Origin of the sequence: Marinobacter maritimus (genome assembly GCF_007671675.1) — a bacterium.
Taxonomy (GTDB): domain Bacteria; phylum Pseudomonadota; class Gammaproteobacteria; order Pseudomonadales; family Oleiphilaceae; genus Marinobacter; species Marinobacter maritimus.
Genome location: NZ_VCGW01000001.1, coordinates 952,187 through 976,390, shown reverse-complemented (window position 1 = coordinate 976,390; position 24,204 = coordinate 952,187). Strand labels below are relative to the sequence as shown.

General features: G+C 54.5%; 17 protein-coding genes. 5 read left to right on the top strand and 12 right to left on the bottom strand.

Annotation, left to right across the window (positions count from 1 at the left end; all coding sequences use genetic code 11):
* The first annotated feature begins 99 nt into the window (after window positions 1–99).
* On the top strand, window positions 100–729 hold the full coding sequence (locus FFI90_RS04430; RefSeq protein WP_246123336.1) for a hypothetical protein: 630 nt from the start codon (window positions 100–102) through the stop codon (window positions 727–729).
* Window positions 730–783: 54 nt separating this feature from the next.
* On the opposite strand, the gene FFI90_RS04425 is transcribed toward FFI90_RS04430, so the two are convergent.
* Both FFI90_RS04425 and FFI90_RS04420 read right to left on the bottom strand, forming a co-directional pair.
* Entirely contained in the window at window positions 784–1,662 is an 879-nt protein-coding gene (locus tag FFI90_RS04425; RefSeq protein WP_144776694.1) for a DUF6160 family protein, read from the bottom strand.
* 172 nt (window positions 1,663–1,834) lie between these two features.
* On the bottom strand, window positions 1,835–2,431 hold the full coding sequence (locus FFI90_RS04420) for a hypothetical protein (RefSeq protein WP_144776693.1): 597 nt from the start codon (window positions 2,429–2,431) through the stop codon (window positions 1,835–1,837).
* A gap of 187 nt (window positions 2,432–2,618) precedes the next feature.
* Here FFI90_RS04420 and pabB point away from each other — a divergent pair, with 187 nt between their 5' ends.
* Window positions 2,619–4,016: an aminodeoxychorismate synthase component I gene (gene pabB, locus FFI90_RS04415; protein WP_144776692.1), complete on the top strand. Its 1,398-nt coding sequence runs from the start codon at window positions 2,619–2,621 to the stop codon at window positions 4,014–4,016.
* Window positions 4,017–4,032: 16 nt separating this feature from the next.
* Here the strand turns inward: pabB and thrH are convergent, their stop codons facing one another.
* Window positions 4,033–4,647, bottom strand: coding sequence for a bifunctional phosphoserine phosphatase/homoserine phosphotransferase ThrH (gene thrH, locus FFI90_RS04410; protein ID WP_144776691.1), 615 nt, complete (start codon window positions 4,645–4,647; stop codon window positions 4,033–4,035).
* Between the two features lie 242 nt (window positions 4,648–4,889).
* Between thrH and FFI90_RS04405 the strand changes: the two genes are divergently transcribed.
* Window positions 4,890–5,612 (top strand): phosphoadenylyl-sulfate reductase, encoded by a 723-nt coding sequence (locus FFI90_RS04405; RefSeq protein WP_144776690.1) that lies wholly within the window; start codon window positions 4,890–4,892, stop codon window positions 5,610–5,612.
* Here the strand turns inward: FFI90_RS04405 and cysB are convergent.
* The gene (cysB, locus tag FFI90_RS04400) at window positions 5,606–6,583 is read right to left on the bottom strand and encodes an HTH-type transcriptional regulator CysB (RefSeq protein ID WP_144776689.1); all 978 of its coding nucleotides are present in this window, start codon (window positions 6,581–6,583) and stop codon (window positions 5,606–5,608) included. The two genes, FFI90_RS04405 and cysB, sit on opposite strands and share 7 nt — an antisense overlap.
* Window positions 6,584–6,836: 253 nt before the next feature.
* Here cysB and FFI90_RS04395 point away from each other — a divergent pair, with 253 nt between their 5' ends.
* Window positions 6,837–9,566 (top strand): winged helix-turn-helix domain-containing protein, encoded by a 2,730-nt coding sequence (locus FFI90_RS04395; protein ID WP_144776688.1) that lies wholly within the window; start codon window positions 6,837–6,839, stop codon window positions 9,564–9,566.
* A gap of 241 nt (window positions 9,567–9,807) precedes the next feature.
* Here FFI90_RS04395 and dinG read toward each other — a convergent pair whose 3' ends face one another.
* From dinG to FFI90_RS04355, 8 genes are all read right to left on the bottom strand, one after another.
* Entirely contained in the window at window positions 9,808–12,024 is a 2,217-nt protein-coding gene (dinG, locus tag FFI90_RS04390; protein WP_144776687.1) for an ATP-dependent DNA helicase DinG, read from the bottom strand.
* On the bottom strand, window positions 12,024–12,755 hold the full coding sequence (locus FFI90_RS04385) for a general secretion pathway protein GspB (protein WP_144776686.1): 732 nt from the start codon (window positions 12,753–12,755) through the stop codon (window positions 12,024–12,026). Before FFI90_RS04385 ends, dinG begins: the two co-directional genes overlap by 1 nt.
* A 3-nt stretch (window positions 12,756–12,758) precedes the next feature.
* Window positions 12,759–14,447, bottom strand: a complete 1,689-nt coding sequence (locus FFI90_RS04380; RefSeq protein WP_144776685.1) for an ExeA family protein — start codon at window positions 14,445–14,447, stop codon at window positions 12,759–12,761.
* Window positions 14,448–14,547: 100 nt separating this feature from the next.
* Window positions 14,548–16,038, bottom strand: coding sequence for a DUF3336 domain-containing protein (locus FFI90_RS04375; protein ID WP_144776684.1), 1,491 nt, complete (start codon window positions 16,036–16,038; stop codon window positions 14,548–14,550).
* A 29-nt stretch (window positions 16,039–16,067) separates the two neighbouring features.
* On the bottom strand, window positions 16,068–16,856 hold the full coding sequence (locus FFI90_RS04370) for an MlaA family lipoprotein (RefSeq protein ID WP_144776683.1): 789 nt from the start codon (window positions 16,854–16,856) through the stop codon (window positions 16,068–16,070).
* Window positions 16,856–17,977, bottom strand: a complete 1,122-nt coding sequence (locus tag FFI90_RS04365) for a beta-ketoacyl-ACP synthase III (RefSeq protein WP_144776682.1) — start codon at window positions 17,975–17,977, stop codon at window positions 16,856–16,858. The genes FFI90_RS04370 and FFI90_RS04365 overlap by 1 nt, the downstream gene beginning before the upstream one ends.
* Before the next feature lie 124 nt (window positions 17,978–18,101).
* Window positions 18,102–21,842: an ATP-dependent RNA helicase HrpA gene (gene hrpA, locus FFI90_RS04360; RefSeq protein WP_246123334.1), complete on the bottom strand. Its 3,741-nt coding sequence runs from the start codon at window positions 21,840–21,842 to the stop codon at window positions 18,102–18,104.
* A 5-nt stretch (window positions 21,843–21,847) separates the two neighbouring features.
* Entirely contained in the window at window positions 21,848–23,524 is a 1,677-nt protein-coding gene (locus tag FFI90_RS04355; RefSeq protein WP_144776680.1) for an AMP-binding protein, read from the bottom strand.
* Window positions 23,525–23,710: 186 nt separating this feature from the next.
* On the opposite strand from FFI90_RS04355, the gene FFI90_RS04350 reads away from it, so the two are divergent.
* Window positions 23,711–24,202 (top strand): MaoC/PaaZ C-terminal domain-containing protein, encoded by a 492-nt coding sequence (locus tag FFI90_RS04350; RefSeq protein ID WP_144776679.1) that lies wholly within the window; start codon window positions 23,711–23,713, stop codon window positions 24,200–24,202.
* Window positions 24,203–24,204 lie beyond the last annotated feature (2 nt).

The window sequence follows — 24,204 nt, the reverse complement described above, 5'->3', positions numbered from 1 at the left end:
GTACCTCAGACACGCCTCGTACCTGGGTTTATCGCAGCAAGAGGCCAGACTATGAATTATCGAAACCCGCATGCTCGACCAATCGGCAGCTCGCAACTCATGACCAGACATACTACCCGAATCGCAACGGCCATTGCAGCCACGCTTGCGACGGCGGCTGCAATGCCGGCTGTTGCGGGTGTTCAGGCGATGACCCCAGATGAAATGGTAGAGACTTACGTAAAGGATTCGGCGGTTATTATTGTACCAAGAGAAGGTCGCAAATCCGAAGCCGATCGCCAGCGCATCATTCGCGCCCTGACAATTTCGCCGGGCGAGCCCGTTGTTACAGAAGCAGAGGAAGAAGCCTACCGTGAAGCATTGCAGCGGCTGACTGAAGAGGGAAATTCAGACGCCCTCGCCAACGCCGAGGAAGAGTTTCTTCGGCGCGCCCTGCTTCTGCCTCAGGAAGAACTGGCGAGAGCCCAGCCACCCGCAGAATTCACGCCAACCATTCCGCCGCTGATTTTCGGGCAGCAGATGCAGATTCCGGATGAACCTTTCACCCAGACGTTTCTTAACGATCAGCTGGGCATCGGGTTTGACGGGCAGAACCTGAACTTCTCCATTGGTACCCCACCCGGAATCGACCAGATAAACATTCCACATGGGATTAATGAAGGGCCAATCCGACTCACGCCACGACCCGGCGGCGGGTTCGATCTTTCGATTCAGGTGCCTGATCAATAACGGAAAACGCCCCGCAGTGCGGGGCGCTTAACCATTACTGGTGTTCAGGTCAGATTAGTGACCGTATACAGCCAGCTTGGTGTCGGTTACAGCCAGGTTGTCGATGGCCAGTGAACCGATAGAGGTTCCACCAATTTCAACAGCACCAACGGTTACATCCATGTAGACATTGTTTACGTCGATACGCAGAACGTCAGTTGCAGTGGATGCACCCAGGCCAGAGCCTTTATAGATGTCCAGGTTGACGTTAGCAAATCCGGCCAGCACCTGAGCTTCCTGGGATGTTGGCGCCAGTCCAAACTCACCATCAGCGTCGGCAGCCATCACAGAGCCGTCTCCGTCATAGTCGAAGTTACCGCCAGCACCAGTGATCGCCAAGTCGCGAATACCAACACCCAGGAACTCAACATCAAAGTCCATATCAGTAACGTCAAATGCCGCTACAAGGTTCAGGTGATCAGTAGCCGTATCAACCTGGATGTCCAGCTGAGCCAGGTTACCGTAACCGCTCAAGTTGGAAATAAGGGTTGTGCTGTCGCTACCAGTGGCGCCAGCAAGCAGCTCCATGGAGCCAACAGTCATACCCCAGTCGATAGGAGCGCCGTCAAGGGTGCTAACGTGGATTTTGGCGTCACCGTCGTCAAGAACGTCGATGTCAATTTTGAGCTGGTCCAGCAGATCGCCGTAACCGGCGGTCGCGCCGTCAGCCGTTACACCAGCACCACCAAGAACAATGTCGTTAACTGCAAAGGAACCTTCATCCGTGTATTTGAACTGACCGATGCTGACTTTGGTTTCCAGCTCGATGGTGACACCGGCCTGACCGGTAACGTCGCCCATTGCGGTATCGTTCAGAGCTTGCAGTTCAGCGTTAGCTGCGAAGGGTGCAGCAGCCATAGCTGTAATCAGAGCAATTTTTTTCAGGCCTTTCATTATTATCTCCTTATAAACTCATTTTGTTGTTATCTGAGTTTTTAATTTTGGGTATGGAGTTCGACTCTCCACAAATCCATTTAAGATTGTTTAACAGTCCTAGTCCGTGACTGCTTTCACAATTCTTAACCCATTACTTACAGGCTGTAACAAATCGCGACTGAGTCTCAAATCAATTCGCGCTGCTCTCTGCTTCCGCTTTGCTGTCGTAAAAAATCTGGAAAGGTTTTTCGCTGGTAACCGGTTCGGAATAAGCTACTTTGCCATTCTCTATCAGGTAGGGAATAACCTTGTTTCCCGCAATGCCCAAGCGGTGTTCGTACTCAACCACCAGAGCTTCGTCATCGCTGCCTTCACGCAACTTGCCTGTGTAAAGGATCGCCGCAGCATGTATCTTCCCCCGGCGAGCAACGGACTTTAGGGCGGCGCGGTACATCAGAATCCGTATTTGTGCGGGCGCGTTCTCCGCCTGTCCATCCAGGTCAATCCGTTTGATGGTCGTGCCATCTTCAAGGAGCATCCACGCAGCCGGCGTATTGGTGTCTGCGTCCGTCAACGTGTCTGAATAATCATCTGTCGCCTGTTTTGTGAGGTGCAATATCTGCTGCTGGCCTAGAACCGCATATTTAGACAACTCCCGTTTTATGGCCATTTCCTGCTCTTCAGACATTTCAGCGCCGGGTGCTTCTTCGGCGCTCAGGATGGGGGCAAAGGCAAAAGCAGCGAGCAAAATTGCGTTCAGCAGGGACTTTCCAAGGTAAGGCATCATTATTATTCCTGTTTTAATCGCGTTAAATTTCCACGCCAAGACTGGCCAACTCCGTTAGAATGCCGTTTTCCGACTCCGGACGGCCTGCGGGTGTTTGTAAGTGGTTGCATTAAACCAGTGGCCGTCCGGAGCCGACAATGCCCGTTTTGTGGCCTGAGTATCATTATTCCAATTAACCGGAGTTAATTTGCCACTTCCTGTTTCCTCCCTGCTCAGCCGGCAGGAGTACGAACAACTTCTTGCCCACGCAGCCCATCAGCCGGACTTCGCCTATCTCGGCAGTGTTGGAACCGGTGATGGTCGCGGTTTCTTCAGCGGGTTTACGGCGGGCGCAATTGCTACCAGGTGTGTAACGCACGAGGATGGCGATACTCTGGACACCAACACACTGTCCGCGGAAATGGAAAGCCTGGTTCAACGCTATGAAATGCCCATGCAGAATGCACAGCCGGCCCTGACAGGCGGGTGGGTCGGCTTCCTGAGTTACGAATTCGGATACATCAAGGAAAAACGTCTTTCCCCTCTGTGTCGGATGCCTGCGACCCCCTTGCTTTCTGCGGGCTTCTACCTTTGGGCGGCGAGTCACAACCGCGCAACTGAAACCTACCATCTCTGGGTTCACCCTGAGTGCCCGGATCAGACCCTGAATGCCCTTCAGCTCTGGCTATCCTCCAGGCCGCCCAGCAACCCAGCCAAGTGGAAGATGGTTTCGCCCTTCAAGGCCCGTCAGCCTGCCGAAGAATTTATGGCCGGCGTTAAAACGGTTAAGCACTACATCAATGCCGGTGATTGCTATCAGGCGAACCTTTCCCAGGAATTTCAGGGCAGTTATTCAGGGGATCCATGGCAGGCGTTTCAGGCGTTGGCTGAGGCTAACCCAACACCTTACAGCGCCTTCCTGAATACAGGTTCAGGCGCAGTGTTGTCCATTTCCCCCGAGCGCTTTCTGGAAATTCGTGGTCGCACCGTAAAAACCAGCCCGATCAAAGGCACCCGGCCAAGGGGAGACACTCCTTCCGAAGACGCAGGCTACGCTGCTGAGCTGGAGGCATCGGAAAAAGATCGAGCTGAGAACCTGATGATTGTGGACTTGTTGCGCAACGATCTGAGCGTTCACGCTACGCCGGGGTCTGTTGCTGTCGAGAGACTGTTTGCGCTCGAATCCTATCGGAACGTGCATCATCTGGTCAGTCATATTCGCGCTGAGCTCGCAGACGACGCGTCACCAATGCAGGTGCTGTTCGATGCCTTCCCCGGCGGTTCCATTACCGGTGCACCGAAAATCCGTTCCATGGAAATTATCCGGGAGCTGGAACCACACTGGCGCGGCCCTTACTGCGGTTCTGTATTTTATCGCGGGTTGGATGGCACGCTGGACAGCAACATCGCTATCCGCACCATGCTTTGTGACGGCGATCTGTCTGAAGGGCCTGCGGGAGGACAAGGAATGATCCGGTGTTGTGGCGGCGGCGGCATCGTGGCCGACTCGGATCCGGAAAGCGAATATCAGGAAACGCTTACCAAAGTGAAACCGCTGATGGATTTCCTGGAAAATCTGAATCAGGGCGACCAGCCGCCGCCCTGATTCAACAAGTTTGTATTCAGACGCTGTGAACGGCACTCGCCTTCAGAAATTCCTTCTTCAGGTCTTCAAACTCATGCACAGCCGGGTACTGGGGAAACTCGTCAATGACGTTCTGAGGCGCGTGGAACAGAATGCCTGCTTCCGCCTGCCCAAGCATGGTGGTGTCGTTGTACGAATCACCCGCCGCAATCACGCGGTAGTTAAGCAATTGAAACGCACGCACTGACTGGCGCTTGGGGTCTCTCTGGCGCAGCAGGTAATTGGTGATCTGGCCGTTCTCTGCGACTTCCAGCTTATGACAAAGCAGCGCCGGGTAGCCCAACTTCTTCATCAGTGGCATGGCGAATTCATAAAAGGTGTCTGAAAGAATCACAACCTGAAACCGCTCGCGCAGCCAGTCCAGAAACTCTCGGGCGCCTGGCAACGGATCCAGTGTACCAATCACTTCCTGAATTGCCGGCAAGCCGTATCCATGCTCATCCAGAATCCGCAGACGCTGTTTCATCAAAACATCGTAATCAGGAATATCGCGGGTTGTCGCCTTGAGTTCATCGATACCGGTTTTTTCCGCAAATGCGATCCAGATTTCCGGGATCAATACGCCTTCAAGGTCAAGACATGCCAGTTCCACAGTGATCTCCTGATTCAAGTCCAAATGAGAATGCTAACGGAAAGCAAAGCCTGCTCCCCCTTTTATTGACGCGGTATCATAAGAAAAACCGGCAAAGATTGCATCGTACATTGCAACAAATCAGTGACGTTTTCTGCCTACACATTCGCGGCAAGCTATAACCATATAGATTGTCATTCCTTCATGGAATTAGGCGTTTAATGCTAACCTGCTCGAAAACCCGAATCAGGTGCAGACGTTTTATGAGCAATATCCAAGAGCTACAGGACAAACTTGCCGGTGAAAGCCCAAGGGCTATCCTGAAGGCCGCGTTGCAGAGCTACGACAACATAGCTATTTCCTTCAGTGGCGCTGAAGATGTGGTGCTTATCGAGATGGCCCACAAGCTGACAGATAATCTGAAGGTATTCACGCTGGACACAGGTCGCCTGCACCCGGAAACCTACGAATTTATTGAGCGTGTGCGCAAACACTATGGCATTGATATCGAGGTGCTGTTTCCGGACACCAACGAAGTCCAGGACCTGGTGAATCAAAAGGGCATGTTCAGCTTCTACGAAGATGGGCACAGCGAGTGCTGCGGCGTGCGCAAGGTAAACCCTCTTAAACGCAAACTGGCTGACGTGGATGCATGGGTTACCGGGCAACGCAAGGATCAGAGCCCAGGCACTCGCAACGAGGTTCCTGTCGTACAGGAAGACGCAACCTTCTCCGGCCCTGGTAAAACGCTGATCAAGTTCAACCCTCTGGCGAACTGGACATCAAAAGAGGTTTGGGACTACATCCGGATGACGGAAGCCCCTTACAACGAACTCCACGAAAAAGGCTTTGTCAGTATTGGCTGTCAGCCATGCACGCGCCCGGTGTTACCCGGGCAACATGAGCGCGAAGGCCGCTGGTGGTGGGAAGAGGCCACACAGAAAGAGTGCGGCCTGCATGCGGGCAACCTTATTACCCGTCAGTAGGTCGGCAGCTCTACGTCTTTGAAAAGGGCTTCGATTTCACTGCGGCTACTCTGGCGAGCAACGGCTTCGTCAATTGTGTCTTTGGTCAAATGCGGTGCGAAGCGTTGCATGAAGTCATACATGTAGCCTCGCAGGAAGGTCCCCTTACGGAAGCCGATACGCGTAACGCTGGAGCGGAACAGCTTTTTGGCATCCAGTGCGACCAGGTCTGGATCGCTTTTGGGGTCAAATGCCATGCTGGCGATAATTCCAACGCCAAGCCCCAGGCGCACGTACGTTTTGATTACGTCTGCGTCGGCGGCAGTGAATACAACTTTCGGCGTCAGGCCTCTAGACTGGAACGCCTCATCAAGCTTCGACCGACCCGTGAAGCCAAACACGTAGGTTACCAGCGGGTATTCTGCCAACTGTTCCAGCGTCAGCTCAGACAATTGGGCAAGTGGATGGTCCTTCGGAACGATCACGGTGCGATTCCAGCGGTAACACGGCATCATAATCAGATCGTTAAAAAGCTCCATAGCCTCTGTGGCTATGGCGAAATCAACGGCCCCGCTAGCCGCCATTTCGGAAATCTGCATGGGCGTGCCCTGGTGCATGTGCAGCGACACATCCGGATACGACTCGATAAAACCACTGATAATGGGCGGCAGTGCGTAACGCGCTTGAGTGTGTGTTGTGGCAATACTCAGATCGCCCTTGCGCTGGTTGCTGAATTCCTGGGCGATCTTTTTGATGCCTTCTGCCCGGCGCAGAATCTCGCCTGCTTCGCGCACGATAATTTCCCCGCCAGGGGTAATGCGGGTCAGATGTTTGCCGCTCCGGGCAAATATTTCCAGGCCCAGCTCATCTTCAAGAAGGCGGATCTGTTTGGAAATACCTGGTTGAGAAGTAAAAAGGCTCTGGGCAGTTGCCGACACGTTGAGATCATGGTGCGCAACTTCCCATATATAGCGCAACTGTTGTAATTTCATTGACTCGGTCGCTCCCTGAGTTTCTGGCCTGCGGCGGGCTGCATAGATAGGTGGACTTGCAAACAACGCCAAGAATACGCATAACACGCTTATTATTCATTCTTTTTTAGTATAGATGAGGTCTCTGACTCAGTTTAGACCAAAACTTGAGCCCTGCCGCTTTTGACACCCATGTTTGTTGCTCCAGGCCTTGACTTGACGGCGGCAAAGCACACAATCCGATATCAACATTTATCCGGTATCCGGGAAATCAATGCTGTTAACCACCAAATTCCTGAGGCCCGCCTCCGACCCACGCGCTGTGCGGCGTGAACGCCTCAGCTCGCTGTTGGCCACCGGTTATCCCAAACGCCTGAACCTTGTGATAGCACCGGCGGGATTTGGCAAAACCACACTGGTAAGCCAGTGGTGTGCGCGCACCACAGGGCCCATCGCCTGGCTGTCTCTGGACGAGCACGATAACGAACCTCGCCGGTTCTGGCAGTATGTCGCCGGCGCCTTTGAACACGCAGGGCTGACGGGGCTGGAAAGCTGCAACAGGGACCTTTCCGGCAGTTCGGATGACAACTTCAGCGGTGCGATCACGGCGCTGATCAACGCACTTTCATCTGATGGTGGCCCATGGGTTCTGGTGCTGGATGATTTTCACTTCATTGCGAACGATCAGATACAGCGGCAATTCGGATATTTTTTGGATTACCTTCCCGAGGACGTCACGGTTACTTTAGCGTCCCGGACGGAGCCTCCACTTCCATTGGCACGCTGGCGGGTAAGGCGCTGGGTGCAAGAGATCCACCCTGCGTTGTTGGCGTTCTCGGAAGACGAGTGCCGAGATTTTTTTCACCACACGATGGGCCTCGCCATTTCAGAGCACGATGTACAGCTCATCTGCCGACGCACAGAGGGCTGGGTTGCTGCCCTGCAGCTCTCCGCTTTATCGGGAACCAACAGCGCCAAGGCAGGCCGTCAGGATACAAGCCTGGACAAACCAAACCAGGGCTTGAGCATCGATGACCGGCATATCAGTGACTATGTGCTCAGCGAAGTACTGGATAAACAGCCGGACGATATAGTCGCATTCTTGCTGGATACTGCCTGTTGCCCGCGGCTATGCGCGTCTCTTTGCAACGCTATCCGTAACAGCGATGACGGACAGAAAAAGCTGGAGATGTTACTTTCACAGAACCTTTTCCTGATCCCTCTGGACAATTGCAACGAATGGTTCCGCTACCACGATCTGTTTCGCGACGCTTTACTGCAACGGGTTCGCCAAACCGATCCCGCGCGTGCCCGACTGCTCTGGCGACGCACGGTAGAGTGGCTTCTTGCGCACGGCCAGGTTCAGGAAGCCATCGCCCAGATTGTTCAGAAACAGGATTGGCCATGGCTTGCCAATGTACTGGCAACTCATGGCAACAACCTGATTCACGGCGGTTATCACTTACCTGTACTTGCCTGGCTCGATGCCCTGCCCGCCAAGCAGACCAAAGACAATGCCCAGCTACAGATGCTGCGTATCTGGGGTCGGTTTTTTGCCAACCGGCTCGAACACCTTGAGCCACTGCTGTCCAACGTCGAGAATTTGCTGGACCGCCCTCTTGCAGATTCCGCACCGGATACTGAAGGCGCTCTGGGGTTGCAAAGCGAGATAGCCCTCATACGCTCGTATCTGGCCCGATCCCGCAGTGATGAAAAGCGCGCCAGTGACCTCACTCAACAGGTTCTTGCCGATATAGATCACACCCGAATCCCCTTAAAATCGGTTACCTATTACGGCCTTGGGCTTGATGATTACGGTAAAGGCGATCTGAACGGCGCCGAAGAAGCCTTGACCTTCTCTGTTCACTACGGGCAGCTTGAACGCAAACCAAGCACGGTGCTTTCCAGTGGCGGTTTGCTAGCCTGGATACAGTACAATCGTGGAGACATGGATCTCGCTCTGGATACCTGCACTGAAGTACGTAATTGGGTTGATCAGCACTACGCAGACCCCACCCAACCCCGTCTTATCTCATGTTGGCTGAATGCCGCACTCACCGAGATTTACCGAGAGCGTAACCAGCCAGAGGATGCAGCCGCGCATCTGGCACCGTTGCTGGAGCACGTGCAGCAGGGAACAGAACCTGGCCAGCACGTCATCATTCAGCACGTACGAGGCCATCTGGCCTTCAGCGAAGGCCGTTACCAGGAGGCAATCGAGTGGCTTGAGGACGCCGGCCAGATTGGCCGAAAGCGAAGAGAACAGATTGTCTTCGAACCACCGGCCAGCACAGCACTTCTGGCAAGGTGTTTTCTGGCCGCAGGCCAGCCAACCCAGGCACGTCAAAGCCTGGAAACCCTGGCCAGCCAAGTCGCATCCAACCCTCTGAACCTGGAGCAGAACAGCATCAGCCAAGCCCGGCTCCTGGTGGCCGAAGGCAAGCCAGACAAAGCCCTTGAAATATTGGAATGCCTGCTACCGGATACCGAGGAAAATGAGCATATCCGGCATCTTGTGGAAGCGCTGCTCGTTTGTGGCGAAGCACTTGCTCTGCAAAGCCGGATTCAACAAAGTCGCGAACGGCTTGAACGGGCAGTTGCACTGGCAGCCGAAGCGGGATTTGTGCGTTTGTTTGCCGAAGAAAGCCCTCGTCTGGGGGATCTGTTGCTTGAATTACCGTCTCTGAAGGGTCAGGGAAGCTGGTACCGCAACTTGAGGGCAATTCTGGAGAACCGGAGCACTCCTGCACCGAACCCCAGCCGTGCACGTATCGAGAGAACCGAGAGTTCAGGCCAGAGCCTTACTGAGCCGCTTAGCCAGCGGGAGATGGAAGTGTTGGAACTCATCCATGCGGGCCTCTCAAACAAGGACATCGCGGTACGTATGGGCGTGGCACCAACAACTGTAAAAGCTCACATCCGCAATCTGTATGGCAAGCTCGGCGTAGGCCGGAGAACAGAGGCGCTAGCACGGGCGTGGGAACTGGGCATTCTCGCCCGGTAATTTTCACTACACCGTTGTGAGCGCCATCACATTTTGGCGGAATTTCCACTCCGCCCTACGCCCTTTGGACGATTCGCCTACGCCCCTTGTTCACTTATTATTGTTTCCAGGTGAGGCAGCCCCTCGCTATGAATTCTGGAACTTCAGGCCTTCAGACTTCTTGTAAAGCGTTGTTTCTACACTTGGGTTCTTCGAGGACCCCTTCGAACTAAGCCAGCCTTCGGGCTGGCTCTTTTTTGTCCTAGCGTTCAATAATCCGCCTGAATGGCGGCAATGAATCCAGCAGTAACTGGCCGTAACGTCTGGCAACAATTCGACGATCAAGGATCGTAACCCGACCCGTGTCTTCCTCTGTGCGCAGTAACCGGCCAACCGCTTGCACCAACTTGATGGAGGCATCCGGCACCGTAATCTCCATAAACGGATTACCCCCGCGCTGGCTTATCCATTCCGCAAGACCAGCTTCGATGGGGTCGTCCGGAACCGAGAAAGGTAACCTGGTGATCACCACGTGGTGAAGGTACTTTCCGGGCAAGTCGATGCCTTCTGCAAAGCTGGCGACTCCAAACAGTACGCTGGGCATCCCCTTATCTATCTTGCTCTTGTGCTGGCGCAAAACCTCGCCCCGGGACATGTCGTCCTGGGTAGTGATCAGATCTGGATGGTCCGGCGCCAGCGCATCTCGCACCTGGTGCATTTGCCGGCGGGAGGTGAACAGCACGAGAGTGGCCGTTTCACCAGCCCATGCCGCCGGCAGGCGCTTGATCAGCTCATCCGCAAAGCCGTCATCGGTGGGCATGCAGGTCATCGCCGGCACCTCGACGGTGGCCATTTCTCCGTAGCGGAACGAACTGGGAACCACCAGCAAACGGCTGGCTTCCGGCAGTCCGGCTCTGGCCTGCAGCCGGTCAAAACGACCAAGCGCGGTCAATGTTGCACTGGTCAGCACGGCACCATAAGCCCGAGACCAGAGCCTTGAATACAGCAGGTTATCTGCCAGTACCGGTGAGCTAAACAAAGTGATGTCTTCAGCATGGTCCCACCGCTGTCGCACGCTCCAGCGCGCCGGCGGTGGGCTCCTGTTAATCCGGCCCTTCGGTGGGGGCTCCTGAGCACCCGGTTGATCAGAGGCGCCCTGCTCGTTCTCTTGCGGCGCTTTTGGGCCACCGACCTGCTCTGTCCAGGCTGTCCAGAGCCGCAACTGATCTTCAGAGCGGCTGTGAAAGGCACCGATAACCGGGTACCAGGCTTCGGCGGTGTCGCGATCAATCTCATGCTGTTTGCGCTCATCAAACGCACCCTGAAGTTCATCCGCCAACACGCCCAGATGGCGCACCAGATTGGCTGTGGCAATCCGGCTTTCAGAGGCCAGCTCTGCCAAGGTTTCCGGCAGCTCACCTTCCGGATAACGCCACTGCGCTGAACGGCGCTCTTCGTTGAACTCCCATCCGGTGTTTTGCTCGGCCTCCTCATAAACGCGGGCCAATATCAGGTCGACATCGCGGGAGGCCGTGCTTATGCGATCAATGCTCTTGGCCGCCTGTGTGGCGGGTGCAAGATAGGGCTGCATTTTGGCCAGTGCCTGGGATAATTGCTTGAGCCATTGCCGGGTCGAATTCAGCGGCACGGACGCCGCAAAGTGATTCAGCGCCTTGTCCGGCAGGTGATGGGCCTCATCAAAAATGAACAGCGCGTTCTCCGGTTCCGGGAGAATCGCACCACCGCCCAAAGCGAGGTCGGCGAGAACGAGATCGTGATTGGCCACAACGATGTCCACTTCATCCAGGTCTTTGCGGGCATCGAAAAAAGCACAGCTGTCAAAATAGCTGCAGTGGCGATTCGTGCACTGGCGGTGATCGGTGGTGACCTGGCGCCAGACATCGTCGGGTATCTGCTCCGGCCAATGATCCCGGTCGCCGTCCCACTTGCGGGAGCCGTAGCTTGCCAGCATTTCCTCAAAGAACGCCCGAGTGCCCGGCTCTTCGGTGCCGGGACTGTCCAGAAGGAACAGCGGCATGGTGTCACTGTCGCCGTTGCCTTCATCGTGCAGTCGGGATTCCAGGCGAGACATACACAGATACCGACCGCGGCCTTTGGCAAGCGTCCAGGTGAAGTTCATCTTACTGTGTTTTTTCAGGTCTGGCAGATCTTTCAGGACAATTTGATCCTGCAGCGCCACCGTGGCGGTTGAGATCACCAGAGTTTTACCCAGTGCCCGGGCTACAGGAATAGCGGCAATCAGGTAGGCCAGAGTTTTGCCGGTACCGGTGCCGGCTTCAACCACACAGGCAGCCGGTGGCGAGGTGCGCTGGCCGTCATTCTCCGTGATCTCGCCCATGTACTTCGCTATTTCAGCAATCATCAGGCGTTGACCGTAGCGGGCGCGAACCCCCTTTCCTGCCAATACGTCACGGTAGCCCTGCTGAATCTGCTGTTTGATGTCGTCGGTCAAGGCCATCAGCGCGGGCTCATCCAGTCCCGGACAATGCCGACACGGAAGGTTCTGCCCTGCTTGCCAAGCACAACGCCGTCTTCAGTCACTTCTTCCACGGTTATTCCGGAGAACGAGTCACCCTGGCGAAGGTAGTGGCCGTTAATCATCACCCGGCTGGCATTGGGGTCGGTGGAGTAGATATGGCTATTAAACATCAGGTCCGGAATACTCTTCTGAAATGAAAGGGGTAACTCAACCAGGTGCGGCACCCTTTGTTCTGCTCCGCCTCCAACTCTTGTTCCAGTTTCATCCTGGCGTAATGCAGGTACCTGACGCTCCCGGGGTAAAGACGGAGTGATAATTGTTGGGCGCTCACGGGCAGGTTCGGCTATCGGCTTTGCCATTACCGCTTGCTTTGGCTCTGGCGGAGAGTCAACGGCGACACCCGGGTCTTCGGCAGGAGTTTGCGCCACTTCAGGTTCAACCTCCGGCTTCGCTGGCTCTTCCAGCGTTTCCAGCGCGGGCGCCACCGTTTGTGTGCCCGGCCCGGCAATCAGCTCGCTCGGGCGTTCCGGCCAGAATACTACCGCCAGCACTCCCGCGTTCACCAGCAACGCCAGCGCCACCCAAACCACCGGAGATATCCGCCGCTTTTTCGGGCGGTGGATCAGTTGTACCTGCTGCCCGAGGTCGGGGACCTTACCTTGGCGACGTTCCGTTTCAGACTTTCTGAGGGCATCGAGAATGTAGGACATAACTTATTTCATCCCTCCAGGCCTTTCGCTTACCAGCCTCGGGACATCCGCTTCAAGATCGTTATTAATCTGGATAACCGTCATAGCACCGGCAATACCATCCACTGTCAGGCCGCGCAACGATTGATACCAACGCACCTGTTCTTGTGCAGACAGGCGTTTGACTCTCGCCTTGTCAGCGAGCGACGTGCCGTGGGCATCCGCCAGTTCCATCATGCGTACGCCAAGCCATAGCTCTTCGCCCGCAGCATTACGGGGCTCTGTGCGGTCGGCAATATATTCCGGGAGCTGCCACAACACTCGATACTCGCCGAACCAGAGGGCCTCCAGGCTCATGAAAGAAACTTCAATCGGCCCCGTGGGCAGGACAATTTCTGCAACGTCTCCATCGAGTTGACGTAAAACGACGTATCCCTCGTTGCCGGCATCGTTTTGAAGCATCAGCATGACGGGCCTGTCGAGAAATGTCAGGCTTCGACGGCTACCTTGCCGCTCAAGGCAGCCAAGGCCAGATGCGCGCGCGAAATCGCAGGCAATCGGAAATTCACGGGGACTGTATTCAACGCCCCAAACACCAAACAGCCCACGGAAAGCTTCCGGAAGGCTCAATGCTTGCTCCGGGAAACTGAAAGGCGGGATTTCTGGTGCGGAATCCTGCTCGTCGGGCTCGCTCTTGACCAGACCTTCGGGTTCGTTTTCACGCAAAACAGCCCCGGTCTGCTCCACGGTTGCCTCATCCGCTTCCGCCTCGGCCACCGTTGCTGGTCCTGACCATTGCTGGTAGAGCCAGTAGGTGCTTATGATGGCGAGTAACAACGACGCGGCGAGCAACATGTAACCCGGAAGATCCGGCTTGTGCCCGGCTCCGGCTGGTTTTGGCCCGAGGTTGCTACCCCCGACTTCCTTTGCAGCCTGTCGGATATGGGCAGGTGTCACTTCATGCTCGCCTTCGGAATAGGCGCCCAACAGCGCACGGTCGCTGATCAGGTTGATCAATCGGGGTATGCCATTACTCAGGCGGTACAGTTTCCGTATAGCGGCAGGCGAAAATACATCGCCCCGCATGCCAGCCACACCCAGCCGGTAGCTGAGATAGGCCGGCAGTTCGTTGCTGCTGATAGCATCCAGGTGGTAGCGGGCGGTTACCCGTTGATTCAGCTGTCGGAGTTTGGGAAGAGCAAGAATCTGCTGCAACTCTGGCTGGCCCAGCAAAACGATCTGCAGCAGTTTCTTTTCGGCTGTTTCAAGATTGGTTAACAGGCGAAGTTGCTCTAATACGTCGGCTGATAGATTCTGCGCCTCATCAATCATCAAAACCTTGTGCCGCCCAGCTGCGTGGGCTTTCAGCAAATCCCGGTTAATCTGATCCACCAGTTGTTTGATGGTAGCCCCGGCCGGATGGACAATCTCAAGCTCGTCGCAAATAGCAGAGAGCAATTCCCGGGCAGAAAGCCGGGGGTTCAGAATCAGGGCTATATCCACGTGGGCCGGGGCGTTTTCGATAAAACACCGGCTTACGGTGGTTTTACCGGTACCAACTTCCCCGGTTATCACAATGAAGCCACCCTGCCCCTGCACGCCATACATCAGATGCGCAAGCGCCTCTTTGTGGCGTTCGCTCAGGTACAGGTAGCGGGGATCAGGCGCAATAGAGAACGGCGGTTCTCTGAAGCCGAAGAAGTCGTAATACATGGGCGTCCAGTCAAATGCTCAGGCGCCGGGCTGATCGGCCATTCACCGGGCCAGGCTTTGTAGCAGCGTATCATACCGCCCGCTTCGCGGGCCTGTCATCTCAGACTGGGCCGGAATTCGCACTGTCTACCAGCTTGAGATCCGCAGCGCTGCGACGATTTTGCTGTTTCAGGCGGCGCACGCAGCGTTCCAAAGTTTTGGATATGCGTGCGTGCGAACGAATCATGGATATTTTTGGCCAGGTAGCGCGCTCGCCCGCCAGAATCATTTCACGCACGAACTCCGGTTTCGGGTCGGCAAGCATTCGCCGGTAATCCTTGAACCTGTAGTCGGGCGCAATTGTTACGTCTCCGGAATACCGTTGAGCCATGATGGTGTACATCTGACCCGACACCTGCCTGAGCAATTCGGGCCTGGCCCGTTTGCGGAGGTAATCAAACACCCCCTGCCAGTGAAATTGCATCTCGGATTTCATCAGGTGCCAAGGCAGACTGGCCAGAGAAAGTTTTTCGTCCTGTCCACGTGCGTTCAGAAATGGAACCACGTGCGGGTTGGTCTGGCTGACGATGGTGAAATTCACATCGTAAAGGTGCATCAACCGCTCAATGGGCAGATCACTGACAACCGAACCATCAACAAACTTGAGCCTCGGCATGTACGGCAGAGCCTGGCCATGGATATCTTTTTTCATCAGAGTGACCGGCGGGAAAATTCCCGGAACGGCTGCGCTCGCAAGCGCGGCGCTCCAAACCATTAAATAGGGTGAGGTATAGCCGGATAACAGTCGGGCCTTCTGATGCGCCTGGACCGGCGATACACTCATGTTTATAGAGCGGCCGGTGCGCAGATAGGCCTCTTCAAACGTGTATTCACCGATGTTGGTTCTCAGGCAGGTGCGAAGCTGATCCTGATCCATCAAGCCTTCGCCTCGCATGGCGCTGAGCAGTCCTCGCCACTTCCAGGCTTTCAGATTGTGATTTTCCGGAACCAGCATTTCGGGAATCTCGGCGTCTGTGTGAACACCTAACATTCCGGCAATGATCGCGCCAATGCTTGAGCCGGTAACAACCTGGGGAAGCAGCCCTTTATCCCAGAGCGCTTTGATAACCCCGAAGTGAAACATGCCAAGGCTGGCGCCACCGCTCAGCAGAAGCGTAGGTCGCCCATAACTGGTCAGGGTATCGCGGAAAAACTGAAGTTTGTCAGCAACAGGAAACCCCGGCACCGGGTGGTCGCACAGGAAGTCCAAGGCTTCGCAGGCCTGAGCAATATACTCTTCAATCAGGTGTTTGGTGCCAACCCGGGAATGGGTATACAGCGCCGGATTACCCATGTTGCCAAGATCGTGATGCAGCCCCTCGCGCAAAGCCCGCTTCAGGCGTTCAAAATCGTTCTGCTGACGATACTGTTTGATACTGCTCAAGCGATCGTAAAGCAGCTCATAATTGTAGAACTCAGACGCGAAATCCTCTTTCCACTCGGCATTACCTTCCAGAAAGTCCAGTTCCAACGCAGCGGCCTTCCACACCTCGTAGTTGGGCGCCTCGGCAAGCATCTTGCGAAACTTTTGAATCCGTGGATCTTTAAGCACGCTGAGTCTCCCTCAACCGGAGGCCTGGATCAAAAATCATCCAGCATCAGATCTTCGTCATTACCACTGGCGAATGGGTCCCGGGTTACCTTGCCATCGTTGATCAGGAATTCCCTTCGTTGCAGGAAGGCATTGCGAACGAAGATATAGATATCGCCGGATATGAAGCCCTCAGCGGGGATAAGATCCGCGCGTTTATCGACAATCTGAAGCGCCCTGGCGTAATAGTTTTCCGGGCTGTCGATCTCGTCCCAGAGTGACGGAAACACAAAACCGTCGGCGCCCAGCCCACTAAGATGTCGAGGGCTTGATGGGCCAAGAAACGGCAACATCAGATACGGGCCAGAACCAGCCCCCCAGTATCCCAGAGTCTGCCCGAAATCTTCCGGCCTTTCCGGCAGGTCAAACGCTGTCGCAACATCGATCAGACCACCCAGACCGAACACCGTGTTGTAGGTAAACCGACCTGCCGCAACAACAGCAGACTCACCTTTCAACTGCAAAATGCTGTTAGTGAAGTTGCGAACTTCCGACAGGTTATTGAAGAAGTTGGTAATCGCTCGATCAATAAAATCCGGTGTGAATGTACGATAGGTTTGGGCGACCGGCTTCAAAGCCCAGCGGTCAATGGTATCGTTAAACCGGTAAACCTTGCGGTTCCAGTTCTCATAGGGGTCCTGCGGGTTGACAGCGACCTGGGCTTCAGGTGCTGGCTCCTGCGCTTGTTGGGCCGCAGCCGGCCCAACAAACATCACAAATGCCAAAATAGCCATCAACGGCGTGGCGAACAGCCAGCTCCGGCTTGAATAATAGGTCATCAGCGACGACGCACCACAATACTGCCTATGGAATAACCGGCGCCAAAAGAGCAGATCACACCGGTATCACCGGTTTTCAGGTCATCTTTGTGTTTATGAAACGCAATGATCGAGCCTGCAGAACTGGTATTGGCATATTCGTCAAGAATCACAGGCGCTTCATCCTCGCTCGCGTCCCGACCAAGCACCCTGCGGGCAATCAGATGATTCATGTTCAAGTTCGCCTGATGCAACCACATTCTGCGAAGATCTTCCGGAGAAAGCGACAAGCTATCAAGGTGGCCCTGAATGGTTTCTGCAACCAAAGGCGAAACTTCCTTGAATACCTTGCGCCCCTGTTGGATAAACAGTTTATCCGGCTGGCCAACACCGGATTCATCCGCCCGATTCAGGAAGCCAAAATTATTACGAATGTTGTTCGAGAAGGTCGTTTTGAGGCGAGTGCCAAGAATCTCGAAACCTTGCCCTGGCTGTGTATCTTCTTCACGCTCGACGAGAATGGCCGTGCAGGCATCACCAAAAATAAAATGGCTGTCACGGTCGCGAAAATTCAGATGGCCGGAACAGATTTCAGGGCTGACAACCAATACTGCGCGCGCAGTTCCGTTCTCTACGGAGTTAACGGCAGCTTGCAGGCCAAAGGTGGCAGAACTGCAAGCCACGTTCATGTCGTAGGCAAAGCCTTCAATACCCAGAGCAGCCTGAACTTCGATAGAAACCGCTGGATAGGCACGTTGCAAGTTGGAGCAGGCAACGATCACAGCATCCACATCGCTGGCTTTCTTTCCGGCCTGTGCCAGTGCTTCATTGCAGGCCACAACGGCCATATCGCACTGGACCGAAGGCTCATCGTTGCCACGCTCCGGAATATAGGGTGCCATTCGCTTCGGATCGATAATGCCCGACTTGTCGATGACGTGCCGGCGTTTGATACCTGAAGCTTTCTCTATAAATGCCGAAGATGAAGGCTGAAGCGCCTCAGTTTCGCCGCGTTCAATCGCATCTGCATGTTCCGAGTTGTACATCTCGACAAACTGGTTAAAAGCCTCAACCAGCTCGTCGTTATCAATGGTTGCCGGCGGTGTGTACAGGCCGGTTCCGCTAATGACGGCTTTAATCACGCTAACCCCACGTCATGAATATGAAAACAGGAAGACAGGTATATCGTACTTTTGGAAATACTAACACAGTCCCGAAGTTTTGCCCGCCCCGCAGAAGCCACTACGGCAGGCATGGCTTAAGCGATCACACCCGGGTGAGTTCCCACTGCTTATCCAGCCGTTTAACAGACACGGTCATGATCGTGCCCAGTTGCTGAGCAAAAAACGAAACACGGTATTCCTCCAGCATCCATCGGTAGAGCACCAGTTCAGAATCACGAACGCCCTGCTTTTGCTGCTCATCACGCTTGTTGGCGTAGCGGCTCCAAAGCAGTTCGCTGGTATGCAAAAACTCACGTTCCCGCCCCATCTCCCTTGCCATTTTTTCCAGCCTTACCAGCGCCGCTTCAAAATAGCGCCCGAACTCTGCCAGCCATTGCGGAGGAGTCGCTACCAAAAAGCCCGGATAAACAAGATTCTGCATCTGAAACTTCAAATCAGCCATGCTGTTAGCGAGAGCCAGGTTGATCTTGCCTTTCAGTCGCTTCGCGACCTTCTGGTACCCGGTCATTGCCTGATAAAGGCGCTCGTCGGCCTGCTCCAGAACAGGAATAAAGTCGCCCCTATGCAGATCAAACACAGTATCAAATTCTTCACGGGAGCTGGGTATCTGGTCGTGTAAAAAATGCTCCATGGCAGTGGAAACAAGCAAGTCGTCCAGAAGAACCTTTGCCTGCCCGACGGTTGCAAACATCAAAGCGGACTGTTTGAAGCGGGGAAGCTTTCGCTCAAGATTATCCAGAGTGTTTCCGAAACGGTTAAGGATCAGGCGAGCAATACCCTTGCGGGTTGTGTCTTCTGCGGTTAGGCGATCCAGGCAGCGAATCTCACGCACGCACTTTCCCAAATCCTCAAGAGCCGGGTAAACCGTGATTTGCATGCCGCCCTTTTCAGTCTGTACCTGCCTGGGCAGCTCGCCGAACTCCCAGTCCGTGAACTCGCCCGCAGGCTCCTGATTCCGGCTGTCGTTTGTTGCAGAAGCAAGCGCTTCTTCCGCACGCCCTTCAAGCTGGTTCTGAAGCGCGCCCGTTTCGCGACTTTCAGCGATCACTTTACCGCCATCCCCAAGAACTCTGAGGTTCATTCTCAGGTGACGTGGCAGATCGTTCTGCGGCCAGGCTTCCGGATCAATGCGTACACCGGTCATGCGGCGCAGCTGCTCCCCCAGCTGGAGAGCCAATGGCTCGTTGGAAGGCTGAAGATTGGCAACGGCAGCGTCCACAAAGTCCGGAACCGGCACAAAGTTGCGACGCAGGGATTTCGGCAAGCCTTTAACCAGCGCAATACATTTCTCGCGAAGCAGGCCTGGCACCAGCCATTCGAGGCGCCGGGAGGGAATTTGTCGCAGCGCCATCAAAGGCACCTGAAGCGTAACGCCATCACGCTCGCTGGTCGGCTCAAACTCGTAGCTGAGCGGGTAACGAACCCCCTCCCACTCCAGAAAATCCGGATACAGGTCACCCGCCAAAGCATCAACTGGCCGTTGCAGAACGTCTTCTTCGGTCAACTCCAGATTGCGAAGCTGTTCCGCCGTAAGACTTTTCCACCAGCGTTCAAAGTGACGACCACTGACAATTTCGGCGGGCAAGCGTTCATCGTAAAAACTGACAAGTACTTCATCATCCACCAGAAGATCCCGGCGACGGGTTTTTTTCTCAAGATCTTCAACGCTGGCCAGCATTTCACGGTTGCGGCTGATAAAAGGCGCTTTCGAACGGTAATCACCTTCTACCAATGCATGGCGGATAAACAGGTTACGGCACTCGACCGGGTCTATTTTGCTGAACGCTATGCTGCGCTTTGACACCACATCAAGGCCGTAAAGGGTAATCTTTTCAAACCCCATCACCTGAGCCCTCTTCTGCTCCCAGTGCGGTTCGAAGTAGTGGTGCTTTACCACATGCCCGGCCAAAGGCTCTATCCACTCAGGTTGAATGGCGGCCACCATGCGAGCAAACACCCGACTGGTTTCCACGATTTCCGTGGCCACAATCCACTTTGGTCCGGTTTTGGATACTTTCGAGCCGGGGAAAATCATTACCTTGCGATTGCGGGTCGCCAGGTACTCCTTTTTTTCAACCTTGGTCGCTACCTGCCCCAGCAAACCCGCCAGAATTGCTTTGTGTATTGTGTCGTAGGTGGCGGCGTCCCGATTGAACGACAGTTTTTGATCACGGCAAATCAGCGTAAGTTGCCGGTGAATGTCGCGCCACTCTCGCATACGCATCCAGCTGAGAAAGCTCTTCTGGCACACCTTTTTGAGCTGATTCTGGGACAGTTCCTGGCGCTGCTCTTCGTAAAAGTTCCAGATATTCAGCAGAGTGATAAAGTCGGATTCTTTATCATTGAATGGCGCATGGGCCTGGTCTGCCGCCTGCTGTTTGTCCTGCGGCCGATCTCTGGGGTCCTGAACACTCAAACCGGCAATAATGATCAGCGTTTCCGCCAGGCTGCCCTGATCTGCGGAGGTGACCAGCATTCGCGCCAGGCGCGGATCCAGGGGCAATGTCGCCATGGTCCGCCCAAGCTTCGTGACCCGTCGAGAATTATCGACTGCACTCAGTTCTTCCAGTAGTTTGTAGCCATCGTTGATCAGGCGTTTGTCTGGCGCCTCAAGAAACGGAAAATTGCGGATCTCTCCGAGACCAGAAGTGGCCATCTGAAGGATTACAGAAGCAAGATTGGTGCGCAGAATTTCAGGATCGGTGTATTCCGGGCGATTGAGAAAATCCGTTTCACCGTACAAGCGAAAACAGATGCCCGGAGCAACCCGGCCACAACGCCCTGCCCGCTGATTGGCGCTCGCTTGCGATACCGGCTCAATAGGTAGGCGCTGTATTTTGGAACGAACGCTGTAGCGGCTGATTCGCGCAACACCGGTGTCAATCACATAGCGAATGCCCGGTACCGTCAAAGAGGTTTCTGCTACGTTGGTGGAAAGCACAATTCTTCGGCCGCGATGGTTCTGAAACACCCGGTTCTGTTCCTGATTGCTTAACCGGGAATATAAAGGAAGGACTTCGGTGTCCCGGAGTTCTGCATGGCGCAGCACTTTGCTCAGGTTGCGGATCTCACGCTCACCCGGCAAAAAAATCAACACATCGCCCGGTGGCAATTTATCGCTGCGCTCATGCTGTTCAATTTCATCAAGCGCCGCGAGAACACCATCGTTCCAGCCCTGGTCGCGATCATCTTCGTCGCCTGTCAGCGGCCGATAACGGACATCTACCGGAAAAGTACGACCACTGACTTCAAGCACCGGCGCCTTATCGAAGAACTCGCTAAAGCGGTCTACTTCAATGGTGGCAGACGTGATGATGACTTTGAGATCAGGACGTTTGGGGAGAAGTTGTTTCAGATAGCCCAGCAGAAAGTCGATATTGAGGCTGCGTTCGTGGGCTTCATCGATAATCAGCGTGTCGTAACGCTTGAGATAGCGATCGTGCTGGACTTCCGCCAACAAAATCCCGTCGGTCATTACCTTGACCCGGGTCTGGTCCGAGGTATTGTCCGCAAAGCGCACTTGATAGCCAATCTGCTGCCCAGTCTGCTCTCCAAGCTCATCTGCAATGCGGGCCGCAACACTGCGGGCTGCAATACGTCTTGGCTGGGTATGACCGATAAGGCCGCGAATCCCGCGGCCCATATTCATGCAGATCTTGGGTATCTGGGTGGTTTTGCCCGATCCCGTTTCGCCAGCGACAATGACAACCTGGTGGTTTTCAATCGCTTCGCGGATATCATCAACGCGATCAGAAACCGGCAGCCCTGCCGGAAAACTGATCGGTTTGTGCAGGGCGGCTCGAATATCAGAGTGCAAGTTCACCGTAATTACTTGTTCCCCGGCTCGTCACGCAGCTCACGGCGCAAAATTTTACCCACGTTGGTTTTCGGCAGATCATCGCGGAACTCGAAGAAACGCGGCACTTTATAAGCGGTCAGACGTTCACGACAGAACTCTTTCAGTTCATTCTCGGTGACACCTTCGGCTGTCGCGACGAGGTAAACCTTGACCGCTTCACCACTCTTGGTATCAGGGATGCCCACTGCCGCGCATTCAACGACCTTCGGATGACTGCTCACCACATCCTCGATCTCGTTCGGGTAAACATTAAACCCGGATACGATGATCATGTCCTTCTTGCGATCAACAATACGGATATAGCCGTCTTCCTGAATCACCGCCACATCACCCGTCTGGATATAGCCATCTTCAGTAAAGGACTTTTGCGTATCCTCGGGGCGCTGCCAGTAACCGCGCATTACCTGCGGGCCTTTCACACACAGTTCGCCTGGTGCTCCCAACCCAGTCTCATTGCCGTCGTCATCAATTGTTTTGACCTGCGTGGAGGGAACCGGCAGACCAATGGTGCCCAGCTGGATAGCACTGCGGGGATTGAAGGTAACCACCGGAGAGGTTTCCGTCATGCCGTAGCCCTCTGAAATAGGGCAACCAGTGACACGCTCCCACATCTTGGCTGTGTCGGAGGTCAATGCCATACCACCGGAAGATGTCAGTTTGAGATGGCTGAAATCGAGATCCTGGAACTCTTCGTTATTGCACAGAGCAACAAACAGCGTGTTGAGACCCAGGAACGCCGTAAACTTGTGGTTCTTCAGTTCTTTGACAAAGCCCGGAATATCCCTCGGATTGGGGATCAATACGTTGTGGCCGCCGGCTTCCAGCATGATGCCGCAGTTCAGGGTGAAAGAATAAATGTGATAAAGCGGCAAAGGCGCAATCACCACTTCCTGCCCTTCCGTAATGGTGTCTTCCATCATCGGGCGTACCTGCAGCAAATTGGCTACCAGGTTTCCGTGGGTAAGCATCGCGCCCTTGGCGACGCCGGTTGTTCCGCCGGTGTACTGAAGCACGGCGATGTCGTCCTGCGAGCACTCAACCGGCGTAAATTTTTCGCGAGCACCTGCACTGAGCACGGCCGGCAATTTGTGGGCCTGCGGCAAATTGAACGGAGGAACCATCTTTTTTACATGCTTGACGACGGCATTCATCAAGGTGCGTTTGATGGGCGAATGCATGTCGGCAATCTCAGTCACAATGACATGCTCAATGCTGGTATGAGGCAGCACTTTTTCTGCGTTCTCAGCCATGTTCGCCAGAACAACCAGTGCCTTGGCACCTGAATCGTTAAACTGGTGCTCCATCTCGCGAGTGGTATAGAGCGGGTTGGTATTGACCACGATCAGGCCAGCACGCATGGCGCCAAAAACCACAACCGGGTACTGGGTGAGGTTAGGCATTTGCACGGCAATACGGTCGCCAGGTTTCAGGTCAGTCTTGTTTTGCAGCCAGGCTGCGAAGTTTCGGCTTTGAGTGTCCAGATCGCGATAGCTGAGAGTTGCACCGACAGCGCTGAATGCAGGACGGTCTGCGTATGTTTTAACAGCCCGGTTAAACACGTCCACCATGCTGCTGTATTTTTTCAGATCAACTGTACGGGGAACGCTGGCGGGGTATTTGTCTTGATAGAACTTCTCAAAATCCATCACCATCTCCTGTCTGGCGCTTTTATTTATAATGATTGACGAATGTCGTGAAGTTCAAAAATCAACTCGACATAAGTATCAGTCTCGAAAAAGTGGGGAGAGAATAGCAGTTTTGTTAACGATGAGGTAGTTTCAGATCCCAACTTGAAACACCTCAACCGCTAAGCCTCGCACATGGAGCACCTGATGAGCGATACCCTCGACATCCTTGAAAACATTACTTATGACGAGCTAAATGAGGGCGACGCCGCAACATTCGTCCGAACGCTTTCAGAAGATGAGCTGGTGTTGTTCGCCGCTGTTTCCGGAGATGCAAACCCGGTGCATCTGGATCCGGACTACGCTGCTGGCTCCATATTCGGGGAACGGGTCGCCCACGGCATGTGGAGCGGGGCACTGATTTCTGCTGCTTTGGCCACGGTAATGCCTGGCCCAGGTACTGTGTATCTGGAACAGAGCTTGTCGTTCAAGCGACCAGTCAAACTCAACGATACGGTGACCGTAAAGCTGACAGTCTTGCGCAAAGACCCGAAAAACCGGGTTGTTTTCCGGTGTGAGGTAACCAACCAGAACAATCAGAAAGTTGTCACGGGTGAAGCCAGGGTTATTGCGCCCACGGACAAGGTATCCGTTTACAAACCTACACTTCCAAACATCACTATTGAAGGTCACAGCTGACA